The organism is Arthrobacter sp. E1SS-5 (assembly GCF_057073715.1).
Map to the genome: position 1 here is coordinate 498998 of NZ_CP172703.1, position 19114 is coordinate 518111.

The 19114-nt window shown below is 65.8% G+C and carries 19 protein-coding genes, 1 pseudogene and 1 riboswitch; of the genes and pseudogenes, 11 read left to right on the forward strand and 9 right to left on the reverse strand.

Annotated elements, in window-relative coordinates; translation table 11 throughout:
• Nucleotides 1-207 precede the first annotated feature (207 nt).
• From ACIGJD_RS02480 to ACIGJD_RS02495, 4 genes are all read right to left on the reverse strand, one after another.
• Nucleotides 208-1392 (reverse strand): acetyl-CoA acetyltransferase, encoded by a 1185-nt coding sequence (locus ACIGJD_RS02480; RefSeq protein WP_483688146.1) that lies wholly within the window; start codon nt 1390-1392, stop codon nt 208-210.
• The gene (locus tag ACIGJD_RS02485) at nt 1389-2060 is read right to left on the reverse strand and encodes a CoA transferase subunit B (protein WP_483688147.1); all 672 of its coding nucleotides are present in this window, start codon (nt 2058-2060) and stop codon (nt 1389-1391) included. The genes ACIGJD_RS02480 and ACIGJD_RS02485 overlap by 4 nt, the downstream gene beginning before the upstream one ends.
• Before the next feature lie 28 nt (nt 2061-2088).
• Nucleotides 2089-3528, reverse strand: coding sequence for a short-chain fatty acid transporter (locus ACIGJD_RS02490; protein WP_483688148.1), 1440 nt, complete (start codon nt 3526-3528; stop codon nt 2089-2091).
• Between the two features lie 99 nt (nt 3529-3627).
• Nucleotides 3628-4344, reverse strand: coding sequence for a CoA transferase subunit A (locus ACIGJD_RS02495; protein ID WP_483688149.1), 717 nt, complete (start codon nt 4342-4344; stop codon nt 3628-3630).
• Nucleotides 4345-4506: 162 nt separating this feature from the next.
• On the opposite strand from ACIGJD_RS02495, the gene ACIGJD_RS02500 reads away from it, so the two are divergent.
• Nucleotides 4507-5304, forward strand: coding sequence for an IclR family transcriptional regulator (locus ACIGJD_RS02500; RefSeq protein WP_483689410.1), 798 nt, complete (start codon nt 4507-4509; stop codon nt 5302-5304).
• 104 nt (nt 5305-5408) lie between these two features.
• Here the strand turns inward: ACIGJD_RS02500 and nadE are convergent, their stop codons facing one another.
• Nucleotides 5409-6263 (reverse strand): ammonia-dependent NAD(+) synthetase, encoded by an 855-nt coding sequence (gene nadE / locus ACIGJD_RS02505; protein ID WP_483688150.1) that lies wholly within the window; start codon nt 6261-6263, stop codon nt 5409-5411.
• Between the two features lie 123 nt (nt 6264-6386).
• On the opposite strand from nadE, the pseudogene ACIGJD_RS02510 reads away from it, so the two are divergent.
• Together ACIGJD_RS02510 and pyrE are read left to right on the forward strand one after the other, a co-directional pair.
• A pseudogene (locus ACIGJD_RS02510) lies at nt 6387-7541 on the forward strand (FAD-dependent oxidoreductase); the annotation flags it as partial.
• A 96-nt stretch (nt 7542-7637) separates the two neighbouring features.
• Complete coding sequence (gene pyrE / locus ACIGJD_RS02515; protein WP_483689411.1) at nt 7638-8222, forward strand: orotate phosphoribosyltransferase; 585 nt, start codon at nt 7638-7640, stop codon at nt 8220-8222.
• Here the strand turns inward: pyrE and ACIGJD_RS02520 are convergent.
• Complete coding sequence (locus ACIGJD_RS02520) at nt 8219-8848, reverse strand: flavin reductase family protein (RefSeq protein ID WP_483688151.1); 630 nt, start codon at nt 8846-8848, stop codon at nt 8219-8221. The two genes, pyrE and ACIGJD_RS02520, sit on opposite strands and share 4 nt — an antisense overlap.
• A 64-nt stretch (nt 8849-8912) precedes the next feature.
• On the opposite strand from ACIGJD_RS02520, the gene ACIGJD_RS02525 reads away from it, so the two are divergent.
• From ACIGJD_RS02525 to ACIGJD_RS02540, 4 genes are all read left to right on the forward strand, one after another.
• Nucleotides 8913-9626, forward strand: a complete 714-nt coding sequence (locus ACIGJD_RS02525; RefSeq protein ID WP_483688152.1) for an ArsR/SmtB family transcription factor — start codon at nt 8913-8915, stop codon at nt 9624-9626.
• Nucleotides 9627-9687: 61 nt separating this feature from the next.
• Nucleotides 9688-10434 (forward strand): GAF and ANTAR domain-containing protein, encoded by a 747-nt coding sequence (locus tag ACIGJD_RS02530; protein ID WP_483688153.1) that lies wholly within the window; start codon nt 9688-9690, stop codon nt 10432-10434.
• A gap of 81 nt (nt 10435-10515) precedes the next feature.
• A complete protein-coding gene (locus ACIGJD_RS02535) occupies nt 10516-11136 on the forward strand; it encodes a hypothetical protein (protein ID WP_483688154.1) in 621 nt (206 codons plus the stop codon).
• Between the two features lie 69 nt (nt 11137-11205).
• Nucleotides 11206-12246: an alpha/beta fold hydrolase gene (locus ACIGJD_RS02540; protein ID WP_483688155.1), complete on the forward strand. Its 1041-nt coding sequence runs from the start codon at nt 11206-11208 to the stop codon at nt 12244-12246.
• On the opposite strand, the gene ACIGJD_RS02545 is transcribed toward ACIGJD_RS02540, so the two are convergent.
• Entirely contained in the window at nt 12243-13079 is an 837-nt protein-coding gene (locus ACIGJD_RS02545) for an HAD-IIA family hydrolase (RefSeq protein WP_483688156.1), read from the reverse strand. The genes ACIGJD_RS02540 and ACIGJD_RS02545 overlap by 4 nt on opposite strands.
• 70 nt (nt 13080-13149) lie before the next feature.
• On the opposite strand from ACIGJD_RS02545, the gene ACIGJD_RS02550 reads away from it, so the two are divergent.
• The 3 genes from ACIGJD_RS02550 to ACIGJD_RS02560 all read left to right on the forward strand — a co-directional run bounded on the left by ACIGJD_RS02550 (nt 13150) and on the right by ACIGJD_RS02560 (nt 15454).
• On the forward strand, nt 13150-13806 hold the full coding sequence (locus ACIGJD_RS02550; protein WP_483688157.1) for a TrmH family RNA methyltransferase: 657 nt from the start codon (nt 13150-13152) through the stop codon (nt 13804-13806).
• Between the two features lie 205 nt (nt 13807-14011).
• Complete coding sequence (fbaA, locus tag ACIGJD_RS02555; protein ID WP_483688158.1) at nt 14012-15031, forward strand: class II fructose-bisphosphate aldolase; 1020 nt, start codon at nt 14012-14014, stop codon at nt 15029-15031.
• On the forward strand, nt 15032-15454 hold the full coding sequence (locus ACIGJD_RS02560; protein ID WP_483688159.1) for a DUF3151 domain-containing protein: 423 nt from the start codon (nt 15032-15034) through the stop codon (nt 15452-15454).
• A gap of 126 nt (nt 15455-15580) precedes the next feature.
• On the opposite strand, the gene ACIGJD_RS02565 is transcribed toward ACIGJD_RS02560, so the two are convergent.
• Both ACIGJD_RS02565 and ACIGJD_RS02570 read right to left on the reverse strand, forming a co-directional pair.
• The gene (locus ACIGJD_RS02565) at nt 15581-16213 is read right to left on the reverse strand and encodes a uracil-DNA glycosylase family protein (RefSeq protein WP_483688160.1); all 633 of its coding nucleotides are present in this window, start codon (nt 16211-16213) and stop codon (nt 15581-15583) included.
• A 204-nt stretch (nt 16214-16417) separates the two neighbouring features.
• Nucleotides 16418-17626: a cobalamin-independent methionine synthase II family protein gene (locus ACIGJD_RS02570; protein WP_483688161.1), complete on the reverse strand. Its 1209-nt coding sequence runs from the start codon at nt 17624-17626 to the stop codon at nt 16418-16420.
• 13 nt (nt 17627-17639) lie between these two features.
• Nucleotides 17640-17744, reverse strand: a riboswitch (SAM riboswitch).
• Between the two features lie 235 nt (nt 17745-17979).
• On the opposite strand from ACIGJD_RS02570, the gene ACIGJD_RS02575 reads away from it, so the two are divergent.
• The gene (locus ACIGJD_RS02575) at nt 17980-19044 is read left to right on the forward strand and encodes a M14 family zinc carboxypeptidase (protein WP_483688162.1); all 1065 of its coding nucleotides are present in this window, start codon (nt 17980-17982) and stop codon (nt 19042-19044) included.
• Nucleotides 19045-19114 lie beyond the last annotated feature (70 nt).

Below are 19114 nucleotides of genomic sequence, written 5' to 3' on the forward strand. Positions count from 1 at the left end.
AGGCTTCAACGAGGTCCTGCAGTTGACCTTGGCGGCGGGGGCGGACGTGGCGGGCAGCGCTGATCAGCGGGCGGGGCCAGCGCTTTGGTTTGCCGAACCGCCGAAATTCCCCACCTTTGACTGGATGACGACGGCGGCGTGCCGCACTTTTGGTGCCACGCGCCGCCGTCGGCCGTGAAAGCCGGGGAAATTCAGCGAAGCCGCCAGCTACACCGCTTCAAGCACGCTGACGTAGTTGGCGATGCCGACGCCGCCCATGTTCTGCACGGCTGCCCGGCGCGCGTTGGCCAACTGCATGTCACCGGCGGTTCCGGTGAGCTGCATTGCACTGATGACGTGCTGCGAGACTCCGGTGGCCCCCACCGGGTGGCCCTTGGATTTGAGGCCGCCCGAGACGTTGACGGGAAGCTTGCCGTCCTTGAAGACCCAGCCTTCCTTGACCGCGCGGGCGCCTTGGCCGGGTTCGGTCAGGCCGATGGCCTCGTACATGAGCAGCTCCGCGATAGTGAAGCAGTCGTGCACCTCGGCGAAGTCCAGGTCCTCCAGTCCAACGCCGGCCATGCCCAAGGCGCGCTGCCAGGAGGCGCGGGTCGCGGCGAAGGCGGTGGGGTCCCTGCGGTCGGTGGGGAAGAAGTCGTTGGCCTGGCCGAAGCCGGCGAGCCGCACCGGTGCGGTGGCACCACCCGTGGGCGCCACGCTGAGCACCACGGCAGCAGCGCCGTCGGAGACCGGGGAACAGTCGGTGCGGCGCAGCGGATCGGCGACCATGGGGTTCTTGTCCGAAACGGTCTGGCAGAACTCCTCGCCAAGGTCCTTCCGGAGCTGGGCGTACGGGTTGTCCACGCCGTTGCGGTGGTTCTTCGCTGCAATGGTGCCCAACACGTCGGACACCGGCCCGTAACGCTTCTCGTAGTGCTTGGCCACCTCCGCGAAGAGGCCGGTGAAGCCTGTCGTGGAGGGTTTGCCGGCCATGTCGTAGTCGGCCCCGAGCAGGGCCGCGCCCACAACGTCGGCGCCGGCGTGGGTCATCTTCTCCGCGCCAATGACCAGCACAGTCTTCGCGGTCCCAGCCAGCAGCGACTTGGTGCCCTGCTGGAACGCGGCCGAACCCGAGGCGCAGGCATTCTCCACGCGCGTGGAGGGTACATTAGCCAGATCCGGCGAGACCTGCAGGGCCAGCGAGGACGGGAACGCCAGCGGCATCATGCCCGAATTGAACTGGCCCACGTAGATCTCGTCGATCTGCCCGGGCTCGATCCCGGCGTTGCCAATCGCTTCGGTGGCCACCTGGACGATCAGGGACTCAAGCGTCTCCTCCGTCAGCTTCCCAAACCGGCTGTGGCCCCAGCCGGTGAGCAGGACGTCCTTGCCGAACTGTTCCTTCAGGCTCATGCTGCCACTTCCTCATTCTCGAGCCTGACCTCAAAGCCGGCTTCGGTCTTTTCCCGGATCTCCTCCACTGTGACCCCCGGCGCCAGCCGGGTGAGCGTGAGCTGCCGCCCGCCGTCGTCAGTCTTGTGCAGGTCGAAGACGGCCAGGTCGCTGATGATCCGGTCCACGCAGCTGAGGCCGGTCAGCGGCAAGGTGCACTCGCGGACGATTTTCGCGGTGCCGTCCTTGGCGTTGTGCTCGGTGAGGACCACCACGCGCGGGGTGCCGGCGACCAGGTCCATGGCCCCGCCCATGCCCTTGACCATCTTGCCCGGGATGGTCCAGTTGGCCAGGTCACCGTTGCCGGAGACCTGCATGGCGCCCAGGATGGCCACCTTGACGTGCCCGCCGCGGATCATCCCGAAGGAGGTGGCGGAATCGAAGATGCTCCCGCCGGGCAGCACCGTGACCGTCTGCTTGCCGGCGTTGATCAGGTCCGCGTCCTCGTCGCCTTCGTACGGGAACGGTCCCATGCCCAGCAGGCCGTTCTCGCTCTGCAGGACCACCCGCACGCCCTCGGGCAGGTTGTTGGCCACCAGCGTGGGGATGCCGATCCCCAGGTTGACGTAGTCGCCGTCGTTCAGTTCCTCGGCCGCGATGGCGGCCATTTCATCCCTGGTCCATCCCATGGGGTTTCTCCTTAATCTCTTAGCTGACTCAGTTGGGTATCACCGGCGGCACGAACTGGAACGTCATCCCCAGCAGCCAGGCCAGCAGCAGGACCACCGGCAGGTGGAACAGGAACTGCTGGAAGGTGAAGCCCACCAGGTCCCGGGCGCGCAGGCCCAGGACCGCCAGCAGCGGCAGCATGAAGAACGGGTTGACGAGGTTGGGCAGAGCTTCGGCCATGTTGTAGATCTGCACGGTCCAGCCGAGGTTCATGTTCACGTCTGTGGCGGACTGCATGACGTACGGTGCCTCCACCAGCCACTTTCCGCCGCCCGACGGCACGAACATGCCCAGGAGGGCCGTATAGATTGCGATGATGACGGCGAACGCCCCGTTTCCGCCGATGCTGGTGAAGAAGTGGGCAAGGTGCTCCGACACTGAGAGGCCGCCGGCGCCGGTGGCCTTGGTAAGGATGGCGGCCATGGCGGCGTAGAGCGGAAACTGCACCAGGATGCCTGCCGTGGCAGGGACGGCTTTGGTGACTGACTGGAGGAACTTGCGCGGTGTTCCGTGCAGCACCAGCCCCAGCATCAGGAAGACCAGCAGGTAGCCGTTGAGCGAGCTGACAACGCTCAGGATGGGCAGGGTCATCAGCTGGGACACCAGCCAGCCCAGGGTCAGTACGCCGGCCAGGATGGGCAGGATCCTGCTGTATTCCAGCCATTCGCCGGGCCGGGACTTTTCGGCCGGCGGTTCGGGCTGGTCATCGAGGTCGACGCCGAGATCGGCCGCGGTCTTCACCGCACTTCCCGTCGGGGCGGAAAAGTGCGCAATGACCGTGGTCAGCAGCATCAGGATGGCCAGGGTCAGCAGGGACTGCCAGGTGAAGATGGTGGTTCCGAAGTCAAGGACGCCCGTGATCTTCAGCAGTGCCGGCGGGATGGAGGCCTTGGTGGCCTGCAGCTGGGCTGCGGAGGAGGACATCCCCAGGGCCCAGACTGCGCCCAGACCCATGAAGGCCGCTGCACCGAGGGCCCGGTAGTCGACGTGGAGGTCCGCCCGCCGGGCCACGGCACGCGCCAGGAGGCCGCCGAAGATCAGGCTCAAGCCCCAGTTGACGAATGACACCGACATGGACAGGACGGCCACGAAGCTGACGGCGGAGCGGGCGGAGCCGGGAACCTGCGCCAGGCGGTCGATCAGCCGGGCCACCGGCGGGGACGTCGCCACGACGTAGCCGGTCAACACCACCATGGCCATCTGCAGGGTGAACGCGGTGAGGTCCCAGAACCCGTTACCGAAGGAATCCACCACGGCCTTGGGTGAGGCGCCGATGGCCAGCGCCGCGATTGCCACCAGCAGTACGCCCGCCAAGGCAAAGATATAGGCATCCGGGAACCACTTCTGCGTCCACCCGGCCAGCTTTTCAGCCATCCGGGCCAAGCCCTTCTGGCGGACATCCTGGTGGTTCAATTGCGCGGTGGTCATGACAGTGTTTCTCTCCATTGAGTAGTGGCTGCAGGAGCCCTTTTAGGCGCGGCGCCCTTCAGGCGTCCTATAGGCGGCGGGGTCTGGCGGCTGTGACGGTTAGGCCGGGACAAGTCCGGCGCGCTGCCGGACGGTCCGCTGCTCAATGTCCTTGACCCGGTCCGTTGCCTGGACCAGCCGCTGGACAAAGACGCCGGGGGTGACGATGTGGTTGGGGTCCAGCTGGCCGGGCTCCACGATCACTTCCGCCTCCGCGACCGTGAGGATCCCCGCCGTTGCCACCACCGGGTTGAAGTTCCGGGCGGTGTAGCGATAGATGAGGTTGCCGTCCGTGTCCGCGGTATGGGCGTGGACCAGGGCGACGTCGGCCACGATGGCGCGCTCCTGGACGTACTTTTCGCCGTCGAACACCTCGTGCGGCTTGCCTTCGGCAACCAGGGTGCCCACGCCGGTCTTGGTGTAGAAGGCCGGGATGCCGGCGCCGCCGGCGCGGAGCCGCTCGGCGAGGGTGCCCTGCGGGGTGAATTCCACCTCGAGCTTGCCGGCGAGGTACTGCTCGGCGAACAGTTTGTTTTCGCCCACGTAGGAGGCAATCACCTTGCGGACCTGGCCCGCCTCGATGAGGACGCCCAGGCCCTTGCCGTCAACGCCCATGTTGTTGGACACGACGGTGAGCTCCCGGACACCGGAATCCCTGACGGCCTCGATCAGATCGGCTGGAATGCCGCTGAGGCCAAACCCGCCGACGGCGAGGGTGATGCCGTCCTGCAAAGCCCCTTCCAGGGCGGCGGCGGCAGAAGCCTGGAGTTTCTTCATGACGTCTCCTCGTTGAGCGCAGTGGCGTCCACTTAGTGGACGCCTGGATCTGAGTTTGGAGACTACGGGCGCGTGGTCAAGAGTGTCAAGAATCACTATGGAAGGCATTACAGTATGGACAGTAGGATGAAAAGCATCCATATTGTGGACACGGGAGGGTTTATGGCAGCCGCGCCGGTTCAGGGTGCCCAGGTCGTGGCACGGATCGCAGGGCTGCTGCGTTTGGTGGGGCGGAGCGCCGAAGGAATGCCGCTTGCCGGCCTGGTCCGGGAATCGGGCCTCACCCGGCCCACGGTCCACCGGCTCCTGGCCTCGCTGGCGGCGGAAGGCCTCCTGGACCACGACCCGGTCACGGGCAACTGGGTGCTGGGACCGGAAGTCCTGTTGATGGGGTCGGTTGCTTCGGCCCGGTTTCCCATGGAGGACATTGCCCGGCCCAGCCTCCGCCGGCTTGCACAGGCAACGGGAGAGAGCGCCTTTTTCTCAATCCGGCGCGGGGCGGAGACGGTCTGCCTGCTGCGTGAAGAAGGCAGCTTCCCGGTCCGGTCCTTCGTCCTGCACGAAGGCGTCCGGTTCCCGCTGGGGGTAGCTTCGGCCGGAACCGCCATCCTGGCCTTCCTGCCGAAGAGCGAGCAGGAGGAACTGCTGGCCCACTGGAGCGAACACGCCGGAGCCTTCGCCGCGAACCACACCCCGCAACTGGTGCGGGAGAACCTGGCCCGCACCAGGCTGGCCGGCTACTCGGTGAACCCCGGGCTGGTCCTGGAGGGAAGCTGGGGAATGGGTGCCACCGTGTTCGACCAATCCGGGAAGCCTGCCTGGGCGCTGTCCCTGACCGGCATCGAGCCGCGCTTCAAGCCCGAGCGGCAGGAGGAGCTGGGTGGCCTGCTGATGGCGGAAGCGCATCGAATCACCCAGCAGCTGGGCGGGGGAGGCGACGGTGGGCGGCGCACCCGCTGAGTCTCCCCGGCTTTGGCCTGGAACGACGACGGCGGCCCGCGCTTTTCCGGTGCGACCCGCCGTCGTACGCCCCAAAGGTGGGGAGAATCAGCTTCAGGAGTTGGCTACAGTCCTGCCCGGGGCTCCTCCGGGCCTTCTTCCTTCCACCACGTGTCGAAGATGGTCACCGGCACGGTGCGCTTGTGGCGGGTCCGCAGGTACTTCTGCTCGATCGACTCGGCCACGGCGTCCGGAATCTCGCGGCCTTCGAGGTAGTCGTCGATCTGGTCGTAGCTGATGCCCAGCTCGTCTTCGTCCGTGCGGCCCGGCCGGTCGTCCAGCAGGTCGGCGGTGGGCACCTTCTCCCAAACGCGCGCCGGCGCTCCCAGCTCGGCCAGGAGGGCACGGTTCTGGCGCTTGTTGAGGCCGAACAGGGGCAGGATGTCCGCGCCGCCGTCGCCGTACTTGGTGAAGAACCCGGTGACGGATTCGGCGCCGTGGTCCGTGCCGAGCACCAGGTAGTTGAACTCGCCGGCCAGCGCATACTGGGCCGTCATGCGGGTGCGGGCCTTGGTATTGCCCTTGTGGAAGTCGGAGATCTCCGAGCCCACGGTCTTTTCGAACTCTTCCTCGAAACCGTCCACGGCCGCGGAGATGTTGAAGGTCCATTCCGTCTTGGCCTTGATGAAGTCCAGGGCCGCCTGGGCGTCTTCCTCGTCGTGCTGCACCCCGTAGGGCAGGCGGACGGCCACGAAATTGGCTTCGACGCCCTCGGCCTCAAGCTCATCGACTGCCAGCTGGGCAAGCTTCCCCGCGAGGGATGAATCCAGCCCACCCGAGATGCCCAGGACAAAACCCTTGGTGCCGGTGGCCTTGAGGTATTCCTTGAGGAACGTAACGCGTTTGCGCACCTCCCCTGCTGGATCGATCCGGGGCTGGACGCCCATTTCTGCAATGATCTTGGCCTGGAGTTCGCGCATGTGGTCCAGCCTAGCCAGCGCTGTCAACAACCCTCAACTGTTCCACGAGGGTTCTGTGGGGCGTAGCGTATTGCCATGAAGCGGACGGGGTGTGCCGTGGTGGGCGGGGGCCCGGCGGGGATGATGCTGGGCCTGCTGCTGGCCCGGGCCGGGGTGCACGTAACGGTCCTGGAAAAGCACCGCGATTTCCTGCGGGACTTCCGCGGTGACACGGTGCATGCCTCCACTGTCCGGCTGATCGACGAACTGGGTTTGGGCGCGGGGTTCCGCGCCCTGCCGCAAAGCCGCCTGAGCAATGTAGCCGTCCCGGTCCCCGGCACCGGCCTGGTCACCCTTGCCGCCTTCGACTCCCTGAAACCCCCGTACAACTACGTGGCTATGATGCCCCAGTGGGACTTCCTGGATTTCCTCGCGTCCGCGGCCGCGGAGGAACCGACGTTCACATTGCTCCTGGAAACCGAAGCAACGGGTTTGGAGTTCGACGGCGGGCGGGTCACCGGAGTGCGCTGCCGCAGGGCCGGAGCCACCGGCGAGCAGGTGCTGCACGCCGACGTGGTGGTGGCCGCGGATGGACGGCATTCGGTGCTGCGCCAGGCGGCCGGGATGCGGACCAAGGAGTATCCCGTGCCTTTCGACGTTTGGTGGTTCACGCTCCCACGCCACGCCTCCGAGAAAGGTGAAGTTGCCGGGGTGGTGCCCGCCATCGGCGACCGGGACGCCATGATCGCCCTCAACCGCACCAAGTACTACCAGATGGGCTATCTCGCCCCCAAGGGTTCCGACGCCCTGATTCGCTCCAATGGTGTGGACCGGTTCCGGCAGCGGGTGGCGGCGCTCCGCCCGGACCTCGCGGACCGCGTCGAGTCCATCCGCAGCGTGGAGGACCTGCACTGGCTGGACGTCAAACTGAACCGCCTGCGCCGATGGTATGTGGACGGCTTCCTGTGCATTGGGGACGCGGCGCACGCGATGTCCCCCGCCGGGGGAGTGGGGATCAACCTCGCCATCCAGGACGCAGTGGCGGCCGCGGAACGGCTGGCCCCGGACCTTCGCCGGGGATACGTGCGCACCAAAACCCTTGCCGCGATCCAGCGCCGCCGCCGCATGCCCACGGTGGTGGTGCAGACCGTGCAGCGCGTCATGCACAGGGTGGTGTTCGTTCCGCTCTTCGAGGGGCGGCTGTCCGGTGACACACTGGCAGGCAAGGGGGCTGGCGGCAGGTTCCCGATACAGCGGGCCATCTTCTTCATCCTCCGCCACAACCCCGTGGTCAAGCGCGTGCTCCCGCGCGTCATCGCGCTGGGACCGCGCCCGGAGCATGCGCCGGGGTTTGCGCGCCCACTCACGGTCCGCCCACCCACTAAACTTGAAGCCATGACTTCGCCCACTGACACTGCGGTAGACACCGCGGCTGCCCGCGCCCGACTGCTCGAACTGATCAAGGAGCTCGCCGTGGTCCGCGGCAAGGTGATCCTTTCCAGTGGAGCTGAGGCCGACTACTACATCGACCTCCGCCGCATCACGCTGCACCACGAGGCGTCCAAGCTGGTGGGCCAGGTCATGCTGGCGCTGGCGGACGACGCCGGCATCGACTTTGAGTGCGCCGGCGGGCTGACCATGGGTGCGGACCCCGTGGGCACCGCCGTGATGCACGCCGCCGCTAACGCCGGCCGCACCGTCGATGCGTTTGTGGTCCGCAAGGCGCAGAAGTCCTACGGCATGGGCCGCCAGGTGGAGGGCCCCTCCGTCGATGGCCGCAAGGTGCTGGTCCTGGAGGACACCTCCACCACGGGCGGCTCCGCGCTCACGGCAGTCGAAGGCGTCCGGAAAGCCGGCGGCAACGTTGTGGCAGTGGCCGTGATCGTGGACCGCGACACCGGTGCCAAGGAAAAGATCGAAGCCGAAACCGGCGTGCCGTACCTGTTCGCGTTCGGCAAGGACGAACTGGGGCTGGACTAGACCCCGCGGCCTGACGGGCCGCTGGTCTGGGCGGTGAACCGCTGCTCCGCCCTTGCGTTTTGGCCAAGATGGCTACCTTTCCCAAAGTAGTGGCGGAACGTATAGAAGATGGGCCGCCAGGTTCGCACGTCCACACGGGAGGAACCGAGCGCCAGGTCATCGCGGACATGCACCTGCCGGACGCGCACATGGATTGCATGCAGGTCGGCTTCCAAGGGCCACGAGTTGTCCAGGGTCGCCTCGATATGGACGGGACATTGCGCAATCCGTTGGGGAGCGGTACGCACGCCCGGCAGCGGGTCCCAGCCCGCCACTGCCCATTTGTCGTGCTCGGTGCTGTAGCTGCTGCCCTTCACGGGCGGCACCGGGTCCCTGCCGGTGGTCATGGAGATCCGTTCGATGGCCGGCGCCATGCCTTCCTCGGGAAGATTGAGCACCACCTCCCCGGTGCGGATCAGGTTCCGGTAACCCTGGTGATGGGAGCTGAGCCCCAGGACGTAGTGGTCTCCCAGCGACCACGCGGAGGAGATGGGCGTGATGTTGGTGGTTCCATCCGGGTTGCTGGTGGTCAGCAGGACCACCAGGGATCCGAAGTAGTGGACGCTTGGGGAAATCGTGGTGAACATGGCTTCATCCTTTCCGGGGGAAGGTTTGAGGGGGGACAAACTGTCCGCCGGGCAGGATGGCTGTATGACAGCGTATTGGGCTGAGGACCTCGCCCTCATAGCCAGGGCGATGGGAGAAGCGTCGCGGGCGCGGATCCTGGTTGCCCTCATGGATGCCCGGGCCTGGACAGCCACAGAACTTGCCGGCTGTGCGCGGATCAGCAAGGGCACGGCCACCACGCATTTGAACCACCTCGTTGATGTCGGTCTGCTGGACGAAGTGCGCCAGGGGCGGCACCGGTATGTACGGCTGAAGAACCAGGAAGTAGCCGACGCGATCGAAGCCATGGTCCGGCTCAGTCCTTCGCCCGGCCCGGAAGTTCCCTCGACCTACCGCGGAGGCAGGCATAAGCAGGAGCTGCAACATGGCCGGACCTGCTACCAGCATTTGGCCGGGGCAATGGGGGTCAAACTGACCGCCCTGTGGCAAACCCGTGGGTTCATCACCCCGGCTTGGGAGGTGAGCGGGGCCGGGTTTGACTGGGCGGAATCGATTGGCCTGCGGTTGCCCGACAAGCCGCCACGCCCCTTGGTCCGGCCGTGCCTGGACTGGACCGAACGTGTTGACCATGCCGCCGGCGTGCTGCCGGATCTTTTCACCCGGCACGCACTGTCGTCAGGGTGGCTCAAGCGCGGATCGCATCCCCGCTCCGTCGTCCTGACCGAATCAGGCGCCGGGCAGCTCGCCGGCTTTGGGCTGGCCAATGCACTTGGAGCCCCCATTGGCGCTGATTTATGATGTGCGTTAACACTTTTCAGTTGCTTGGAGACCATGCATCTTGCTCCCCCCAGAACAGCCCTTGAGTGCAACCGACCAGGTGCAGAACCTGATCCTGGAAAGCGCTGATTTCGAGGATTTTCTCAACGAACTCGCCCGGTTCTCCGCCCACCAGATGGCAGGGGACGGCGACGACGCGCTGTGCGGCATCACACTGCTCCGCGACCGCAAGGCGGCCACCATTGGCTGGAGCAGCCCCTCGGCCCGGGAAGTGGACGAAATCCAGTACTCCCTTTCCCAAGGTCCGTGCCTGACTGCGGCGAAGGAAGAGCGGGAAGTCTACGTTCCGGACTTGCTGGAGGAGGACCGGTGGGGCCCGGACTATGCCGCTGCTGTTGCCTCCCATGGGCTGCGCTCGGTCTTTTCCCTGCCCTTCAACCTGCAGGGCGAAGCCCGGGCAGCCCTGAACCTCTACTCTGATTTCCCGCACAAGTTCGACGGGCGGGCTGCGGAGAGGGCCAGGGACTTCACCCGGGAGATCTCGCAGGCCCTGCGCCTGGCCGTCAGGTTCTCGCTGCACGCAGACAGCGCGACCAACCTCAAGGCCACCCTGGAATCCCGCACCATCATCGACATCGCGGTGGGCATCGTCATGGCGCAAAACCGCTGCAGCCAGGAGGCCGCCGTCGAAATCCTCACCGAGGCGTCCAGCAACAGCAACACCAAGCTGCGGGACATCGCCAAGTCGCTGGTTGATTCGGTGGGCGGTCCCGGTGCGCGCACCTATTATCAGGAGCCAGGAAAGGTCGGGTCGGGCCCCGGCGCCTGAGGGGCAGGTTGTGCGGGGGCTCCTACGGGGGTACGCTTGCCGAGGTTGAGCCGTCGGCCATAGACCTCTTTTGGAGTACCTATGGACCGCGAATTAGACGCACTCGTTAACCTGGATGTCCCTGCCGACATCGTCCGGATTGAAGTCCGGGGGACCCTTCACCATGGCACCCGTGCCGAACTGGTCCACATCATTCGCCGCGTCCGAAAAATGGGTATCCGTTGCCGCATCTGCGTTGACCTTTCGCAGGCCGAGCTCATTGAATCCTCAGCGCTGGCAGGGCTGCGGACAGATCTCAACGCCATCGCCACCAACTCGTTGCTGGGTGTTCCTTCCGCCTCAGTCGGCCTTCAGCTCGCGCCCTCCGCCCATGACTGGGCCCCGGAGGACACCGCCAGCCGCCGGCCGCTCCTGATGGACGACGACGTCCGTGAACTCTTTCCCGGCGGCGAGTTTGCCGGCGAGTTCCCCCAGCTGCCGGTCATGTGGATCGAGGAACTGTACGGCCGCCCGCTGACCGAATACACGGACGAAGAACTGCTCCAGGCGAGTGACTCTGTCTTCGCGCTCCTGGACACCCCGGAAGCCCCCGACGGCGCAGACCTGCTGGGCCGCTACAACGACATCGGCCTGGAAATCCTCCGCCGCCGGCAGGAACCCCACACGCCGTTCCCGGCTGCGGAAGGGCAGGCCGCCAGCTGACCCTCCCGTCACCAAACGGTTACCTGAACCGGTTGCAGTGGCCACTTTCGGTGGGCTTACGGTAGGAGGGTGCCGTATGAGGGGGAGGTAAGTCCGCAGGGCCGGCGCTGGGTCCCAGACGCCCGGCTGCTGGTGGAAGCGGCTGCCCTGAAGCGCTTTTCGCGGCGCACTTTCCTGGCCGGTGCCAGCGCGTCCGGACTTCTGGCTGCCGACATGCTGGTGACCCGCGACGTGCAGTCGCAGCGCCGCAGCACCAGGATCCTGACTGTTCCCGATGACTTCGCCGACGCCTATTACCCGGACGCCAGCTGGTTCCTGTTCCCGGGTTACAAAACCAGCTGGGAGGAGGCGCAGTGGATCCTCAACACCATGCGCGGTGCCCTGAACAAGCGGGCCCGGCTCGCCGCCGTCGGGTACTCCAATCTAGGCCTGAACATCACCGAGGTGGTTAACGCAATCACTGACTACATCGCCGCAGAGAAGATCACCAAGCTCTTCTTTTACGGACATAGCTTCGGCGGGATGCTGGCAACGCAGGTGGCTGCCCGGCTGCTGGCATTGCAGGGAGTCCAGGTGCAGTTCATTCTCCTGGACTCCAGCCCCTACAGTGCCCACGACGTCCTGGACCAGAGCTGGTTCGACGGCGTGGTGTTCCTCTACGAGAGCGGCGTCAGGTTCCCGTCCACCCTCCGCGGCGGTTATGAACTGGGGGAGCGGATCATCCACAAGGACGAACGGAGCTGGCGGCAGATCCTGAACCAGACGCTGGAGCAGTTGTCACCGATTGCCCCGTCCAACGTCCTGGTCCAGACGGAGTCCGCCTACATCTACCACTTCGAGGGAAGCCAGTTTGCCGGCCATCTTGGCACAGCCAAGATGGCCTACATCGGCAACCCCAAGGACGGGACCGTGGACTACGAGACCGCATCCGAAACGTGGTCCGTGGTGTTCAAGACCAACATGGTCTCAAGCAACCTGCAGACCACCGGGGCTGCCCCCGCCCACGCCAGCCCCGGCTGGAATCCGCAGATCTACCGGCCCCTGGTGAAGGAACTGCTGGACGAGTACTTCCCCCTGCCCCGGGGCGGTTCCCGGGTCAGCATCTTCTAGATCTGGTTCTTCAGGTCCGCCACCGAGTTCAGCACCTGGTTGGGCCGGAACGGGTACGCCGCGATGTCATCCTTGTGCGTGATGCCGCTCAGGACCAGGACCGTGTGCAGTCCGGCCTCCATTCCGGCGATGATGTCCGTATCCATCCGGTCACCGATCATGGCGGTGGTTTCTGAATGGGCGTCGATCTGGTTCATCGCCGAACGGAACATCATGGGGTTCGGCTTGCCCACAATGTAAGGCTCCCTGCCGGTGGCCTTGGTGATCAGGGCCGCGATGGCGCCGGTGGCGGGCATCGGGCCGTCCTTGGAGGGACCGGTGGCATCCGGGTTGGTGGCGATGAACCGGGCACCGGCCAGGATCAGGCGGATGGCGGTGGTGATCGCTTCGAAAGAGTACGTGCGCGTCTCGCCGAGCACCACGAAGTCCGGGCTCTGGTCGGTGAGGATGAAGCCGGCCTCGTGCAACGCCGTCGTCAGCCCTGCCTCACCGATGGTGTAGGCGCGGTTTCCGGATTCAGCGCCCCCGGCGGACACCTGGTCCTTCAGGAACTGTGCCGTGGCGAGGGCGGAGGTCCAGATGTTCTCTTCCGGAATCTCCAGGCCCGACGCGCGCAGGCGGGCGGCGAGGTCGCGGGGCGTGAAAATGGAGTTGTTGGTAAGCACCAGGAAGCGCTTTGAGGTGTCCACCCAGCGCTGGATCAGTTCCGCGGCTCCCGGGATGGGCTGGTTCTCGTGGACCAGGACGCCGTCCATGTCCGTCAGCCAGCATTCGATCTCCTGGCCGCTGCGGTAAACCGCGGGGTTGCCTGTTACCTCGTCTGCTTCTGCCATGCCTGCCTCCGCCTGTGATGGTTGCCCGAAGAGTCCAGTCTAGTGTTGGAGGGTGAACCAAACGCCCGGCATGACAGACGAACCCGACCACACGCCCGGGGAGGCCGAACCCGCAAAGGCGGAGGTCGGCGTCGGGCCCTGGGAAGGCGAACTGCCCGAAGGCGACCATTGGGACCCCGACCTGCTGGCTGACGGCGACCGGCGGAACGTCCTGGACAAGTACCGGTACTGGAAGCACGAGGCGATTGTTGCGGAGCTGGACTCGCGGCGGCACAACTTCCACGTGGCCATCGAAAATTGGCAGCACGACCTGAACATCGGCACCGTCGTGCGCACCGCCAACGCCTTCCTCGCCAAGGAAGTGCACATCATCGGACGACGGCGGTGGAACCGGCGCGGTGCCATGGTCACCGACCGCTACCAGCACGTCCGCCACCACCCCACCGTTGAGGACTTCGTCCAGTGGGCGCAGGGCGAGGGGCTCGCGATCATCGGAATCGACATCTTCCCGGACTCCGTGCCGCTGGAAACCTACGAGCTGCCCCGGGACTGCGTGCTGGTCTTCGGACAGGAGGGGCCGGGCCTGACCCCGGAAGTCCACCAGGCCGCCCTGGCCACCCTGTCCATTGAGCAGTTCGGTTCCACCCGGTCCATCAACGCCGCCTCCGCCGCGGCCATCGCCATGCACGCCTGGATCCGTCGGCACGTCTTCAACCAGCCTGTCTAGGAAAGGGCCGCTCCCTTTGGACGGCTAGGGTACGGGTGGTGGGCCCACGCCCGCAGGGTTCCCTGGCTGAGCTTGCGAAGTTAGGGTGCGGGTGGGGCGTAACCCAGAGCACTCCCGGCCCGCTAATGGCTAGGATGGTGCCAAGCCGTAAGCGGTCTACTTGAGGGTCATCCACCCACAGACGAAACTCAGCAGAGGAGCCAGCATGCCCATTGCAACCCCAGAGATCTACTCCGAGATGATCGACCGCGCGAAGGCGGGCGGCTTCGCATACCCGGCCGTGAACGTCACGTCCTCGCAGACGCTGAACGCTGCCCTCCGCGGCTTCGCTGAGGCCGAGTCCGACGGCATCGTCCAGGTTTCCACCGGCGGCGCAGCCTACTGGTCCGGCGCCTCCACAAAGGACATGATCGCCGGCTCCCTGGGCTTCGCGGCTTTCGCCCGCGAGGTTGCCAAGAACTACGGCGTGAACATCGCCCTGCACACGGACCACTGCCCCAAGGACAAGCTGGACGGCTTCGTCCTGCCCCTGCTCGAGGCTTCCGAGGCCGAGGTCAAGGCCGGCCGCAACCCGCTGTTCAACTCCCACATGTGGGACGGCTCCGCCGAAACCCTGCAGGAGAACCTGAAGATCGCCCGCGACCTGCTGGCACGCACCGCTGCGGCAAAGATGATCCTCGAGGTTGAAATCGGCACCGTCGGCGGTGAAGAGGACGGCGTGGAGAACGCCATCAACGACAAGCTGTACACCACGGTTGAGGACGCCCTGGCCACCATCGACGCCCTGGGTGCCGGCGAGAACGGCCGCTATATCACCGCCCTGACCTTCGGCAACGTGCACGGCGTGTACAAGCCCGGCGGCGTTAAGCTGCGCCCGGAGATCCTCAAGGACATCCAGGCCCAGGTTGGTGCCAAGATCGGCAAGGAGAACCCGTTCGACCTGGTGTTCCACGGCGGCTCCGGTTCCTCGGACCAGGAAATCGCGGACGCCGTTTCCTACGGCGTGATCAAGATGAACATCGACACCGACACCCAGTACGCCTACACGCGTCCCGTGGCGGACCACATGTTCAAGAACTACGACGGCGTCCTGAAGGTGGACGGCGAAGTGGGAAACAAGAAGACCTACGACCCCCGCGTCTGGGGCGCCTCCGCCGAAGCCGGCCTGGCAGCCCGCGTGGTGGAAGCCACCAAGCAGCTCGGTTCGGCCGGAAAGACCTTCTAGATGTCGGACGAGTTCCGCCGGAACCTGATGGGGCCGGAGCCCACGCTCCTGCCCGCCGAGACCGACGTGTACGGACAGTTGGACGCCGGGCAGGAAGCGCTGGACTTGGTGGAGAAGCACCCCACTTCCTCGCTCCTGTGGGCCATCCTGGCCGAAGAAGCGTGGGCGGAGGGGCGCACTATCGACTCCTACGCCTATGCGCGGGTGGGCTACCACCGCGGCCTGGATTCGCTCCGCCGCAACGGCTGGCGCGGCGTTGGACCTATCCCATGGGAACACGAGCCCAACCGCGGCTTCCTGCGCGCCCTCTACTCGCTGGGCCGGGCATCCTCGGCAATCGGAGAGGCTGACGAGCCGGAGCGGATCGAGAAGTTCCTCAACGACTCCGACCCCACGGCGAAAGCGGCCATCGAGGGCAAGTGAAACGCCACGAGCTTAAATGACGACGGCGGGTGGTGACTTTCAGATGAAAGTCACCACCCGCCGTCGTCCCCACCCACCCTGGCCTCGCAAGCTCGGCCAGGGAACCCTGCGGGCTGGGCCCAACAGTTAAGCCTTGCGGGCGATGCCGGTGCGGGCCATGGCGTCTGCGTAGGCCGTGCGCATGTCCTCGAGGAACTCCTCCTGGCGTGCAGGTGAACCGGCGAACGCGCGGCCGCTGAGGGAACGCACCTTGTAGGTCTTCAGGCCGCGGCGCCACAGCAGGGGGACCTCGGTCTTCAGCAGCAGGTTGGCCAGGCGGTTGGCTTCAGTGCCGTGCGCCACGATGACCGATGCACGCGGCACCAGGGCCAGGAACTTCAGCAGGGGCTTGAGGCCGGCCTGGACCTGGTCCGGGGTGAACTTGCCGTTCGCTTCGCCGGGGACGTGCCACGGGTGGACGTTCCACGGCATCACGAACTCGGGGCGCAGGCCCAGCTTCCACTGGATCCCCAGCATCCGGGTGGCGGCGTCCTGGTCGCCGGCGGTGATGAAACCGGACGGGTCCGCCTCGCCGATGTTGGAGAACAGGCTGATGATGCGGCATTCCTCCACGTCGTGCATGGGGTCGACGTAGGGGACCACAGTTCCGGGCTTGGCCTCCTGCAGGGAATCGCACAGCTCGTTGACGGCAGCAACGCTGGGTTCGTAGCGGCGGCTCATGAGCTGTTCGTGGAAAGTTTCGGTGGCCAGGGCTGTCATGAAGTGCTGGTTCTCCTGCGGGGATTGGCGTTGCTGCCGCGGCCGGATGAGGGCGCGGGGAGGCGCGACGCATCAGCAGCGGTTGGTTGGGGTGGGCCGGACCTCGCCGGCCTGGTCCAGTTTAGCAAGCCCCCGGAAGCGAAACGCCGGCTGTCCCATTCCGGTGATGGAAGGAACAGCCGGCGCGGCGGCACGGCCGGCCGTTTACCAGAGGCGCCTGGTGGCGCGGCGGGCGCCCTCGCCCAGTGCTTCCAGCTTGGCAAAGGCGATCTGCGGGTGGACCCTGCCGCCCAGGCCGCAGTCAGTGGAGGCAATGACGTTTTCCCTGCCCACGACGTCGGCAAAGCGGACAATGCGGTCCGCCACCAGGTCCGGGTGCTCCACCACATTGGTGGCATGCGATACGACGCCCGGAATGATCACCTTGCCTTCCGGGAGTTTGGTGTCCTCCCAGACCCGCCATTCGTGTTCGTGGCGCACGTTGGCGGCCTCGAAGGAGTAGGCGCCGGCGTTGACCTGCAGCACGGACCCGATGATGTCCGCGAACGGGATGTCGGTGGTGTGCGGGCCGTGCCAGGAGCCCCAGCAGACGTGCAGCCGGATCTGTTCCTGCGGGAGGTCCCGGAGGGCCCAGTTGGTGGCCTCGACGCGCAGCTGGATGAACTTCAGGTAGTCCTCCAGGGAGGGCTCGGGGTTGATTTGGTCCCAGCTCTCGGCCAGGGACGGGTCATCGAGCTGCACGGTGAGGCCGGCGTCGATGATCGCCTTGTATTCCTCCCGCATGGCGTCGGCGCAGGCGTAGACCAGTTCCTCGTCCGTTTTGTAGTACTCGTTGGCCACCCGGGCGCAGGAGCCGGGGGAGAGCGAGGCCACGAAACCGTCGGAGAGGCCCGCGGCGGCGAGCCCGGTCTTCAGGTTCCTGATGTCCGACGCTACAAGGTCCTGGCCCGTGTAGGTCAGCGGCCCGGCGATCTTGGGCTGGGTGACCGACTTGCGGTGCGAGAGGATGCCCGAGGACGGGTCGTTATAGGCCTCGTTGAACTTTTGCCGGTCGCGGCGGTCCGGGAAGGAGGTCAGGACGATGTGGCCCGGCGAGGAGCGGTGCACCTGCGAGTCGGCCCAGCGGTCCACGTTGGTCGGTTCCAGGCCGCCGAGTCGGGAGAACGAGTAGTTCCACCAGGCACCGTAGTCCACGGAACTGGACATGGTGTGGCCGTACTCGCCGTCGTTGGCGATGTCGACGCCCAGGTCTTTTTGGCGCTGGACAATGTCCGCCACCGAGGCCTCAAGGAGATCAAGGAATTCCGGGGTGATGCCGTCGGCTTCCTTGGCCGCATTGGCTGCGATGAGTTCCGGGGTGCGGGGCAGGGAACCGGCGTGGGTGACGCGGATGTGGTCGGTGTTCAGGGACATGCTGGAATCTTCCTTTCCATCGGTCCTGGCAGTAGCACCTTCGACCAGCAGGGCTCCTGCTGGACCGTGGTTGCTGCGGCGTCATCGAGCCAGGTCTCTCGGCCGCTCCGGATGGTTCCCTCCCACCTAAATCGACACCGCTGCGCGCGGGCAAGTCCGGTCCGCTTTGTGTCGCGCCAGTAGGCCTGATCTCACCCCTGCTGTCCTCTTGGCATGCTTACAGGTTTCGTCCAGCGTATTGACAGATTCTGTCCAGCTTGGTTGGCTCTTTGTCACAGCCGAAATGGGGAACATGGCGGCTGCGCACCCACTGCACCCAAGAACCACCGCACTCAAAGAAGAGGTCATCCACCGTGAATAAATCCCTGGCAACCTTCAGGAACCTTGCCCTTTCCGGCGCCTTGGCGCTGGCCGTCGTGGCGGGACCGGCTCCGCTGGCGAACGCGGTGGGCGAAGGCCCCGGCTACGACGGCAACGGCCAGATCACCACGACAAAACTGGCCACCTATGACCAGATGGTTTCCTTCCTGAAGGACCAGGATGCCAAGCAGCCCGCCATGGAACTGGAAGTCATCGGCCAGACCGTGAAGGGCCGGGACATCCACCTGGTCAAGTACATCTCGGACCCGGCCAAGCCCACCATCCTCTACCTGACGCAGCAGCACGGCAACGAACAGCTCACCACCGAGGGGGCCATGGAGTTCATCAAGCACCTGGGTACCGGCAAATCGGCGGACATCCTCAAGGGCGTGAACATCCTGGTGCTGCCCATGCTCAACGCGGACGGCGCCATGGGGGACGTGAACTTCTCCCTGGACAACTACCTCGCCAAGGGGGACCGGCATCTCACCCGCTACAACGCCGAGGGTGTGGACCTGAACCGCGACCACGTGGCCAAGATCCAGCCGGAGACCCAGGCGCTGCACAACAACGTGATGCGCAAGTACCGGATCGACTACATGATTGACCTGCACCACCAGGGCACCCGCGCTGAGCGTGACGGCAAGCTGGTCTCCGGCTCCATCCTGTACCCCACCACCCCCAACGCAGATCCCGCCGTCGTCGAAAAGTCGAAGCAGCTGGGCGCCGTGGTCTTCAACAGCGTCGACTCCACCGGCTGGGGCCACCTGGGCAAGTACCAGGGCGGCAGCGCCGAGACAATCAGCCGCAACGGCATCTCCGTGGAATACGGCATCGCAACTTTGCTCTTCGAGATGCGCGGCATGTCCGACCACTACCTGGACGGCTACGCGTTGGGCCAGCGCAGCAACGGCTACCTGATCAAGCAGACGGTCACCACGCTGACGTCCACCGCCGCCGCCATTGCGGACGGTTCAATTGCCGACGCCGACACCTCCTTCTGGGACACGCTCGCCGAGCAGACGTCCCGGCCTGCAGGGGAGGCGGAAGACGAGTAGCAGCACCGGCTCGCCGCGGCGGTTCTGACCAGGGCTGCCGCGGCTCTTCCCGCATGACGGGCCGCGGCGG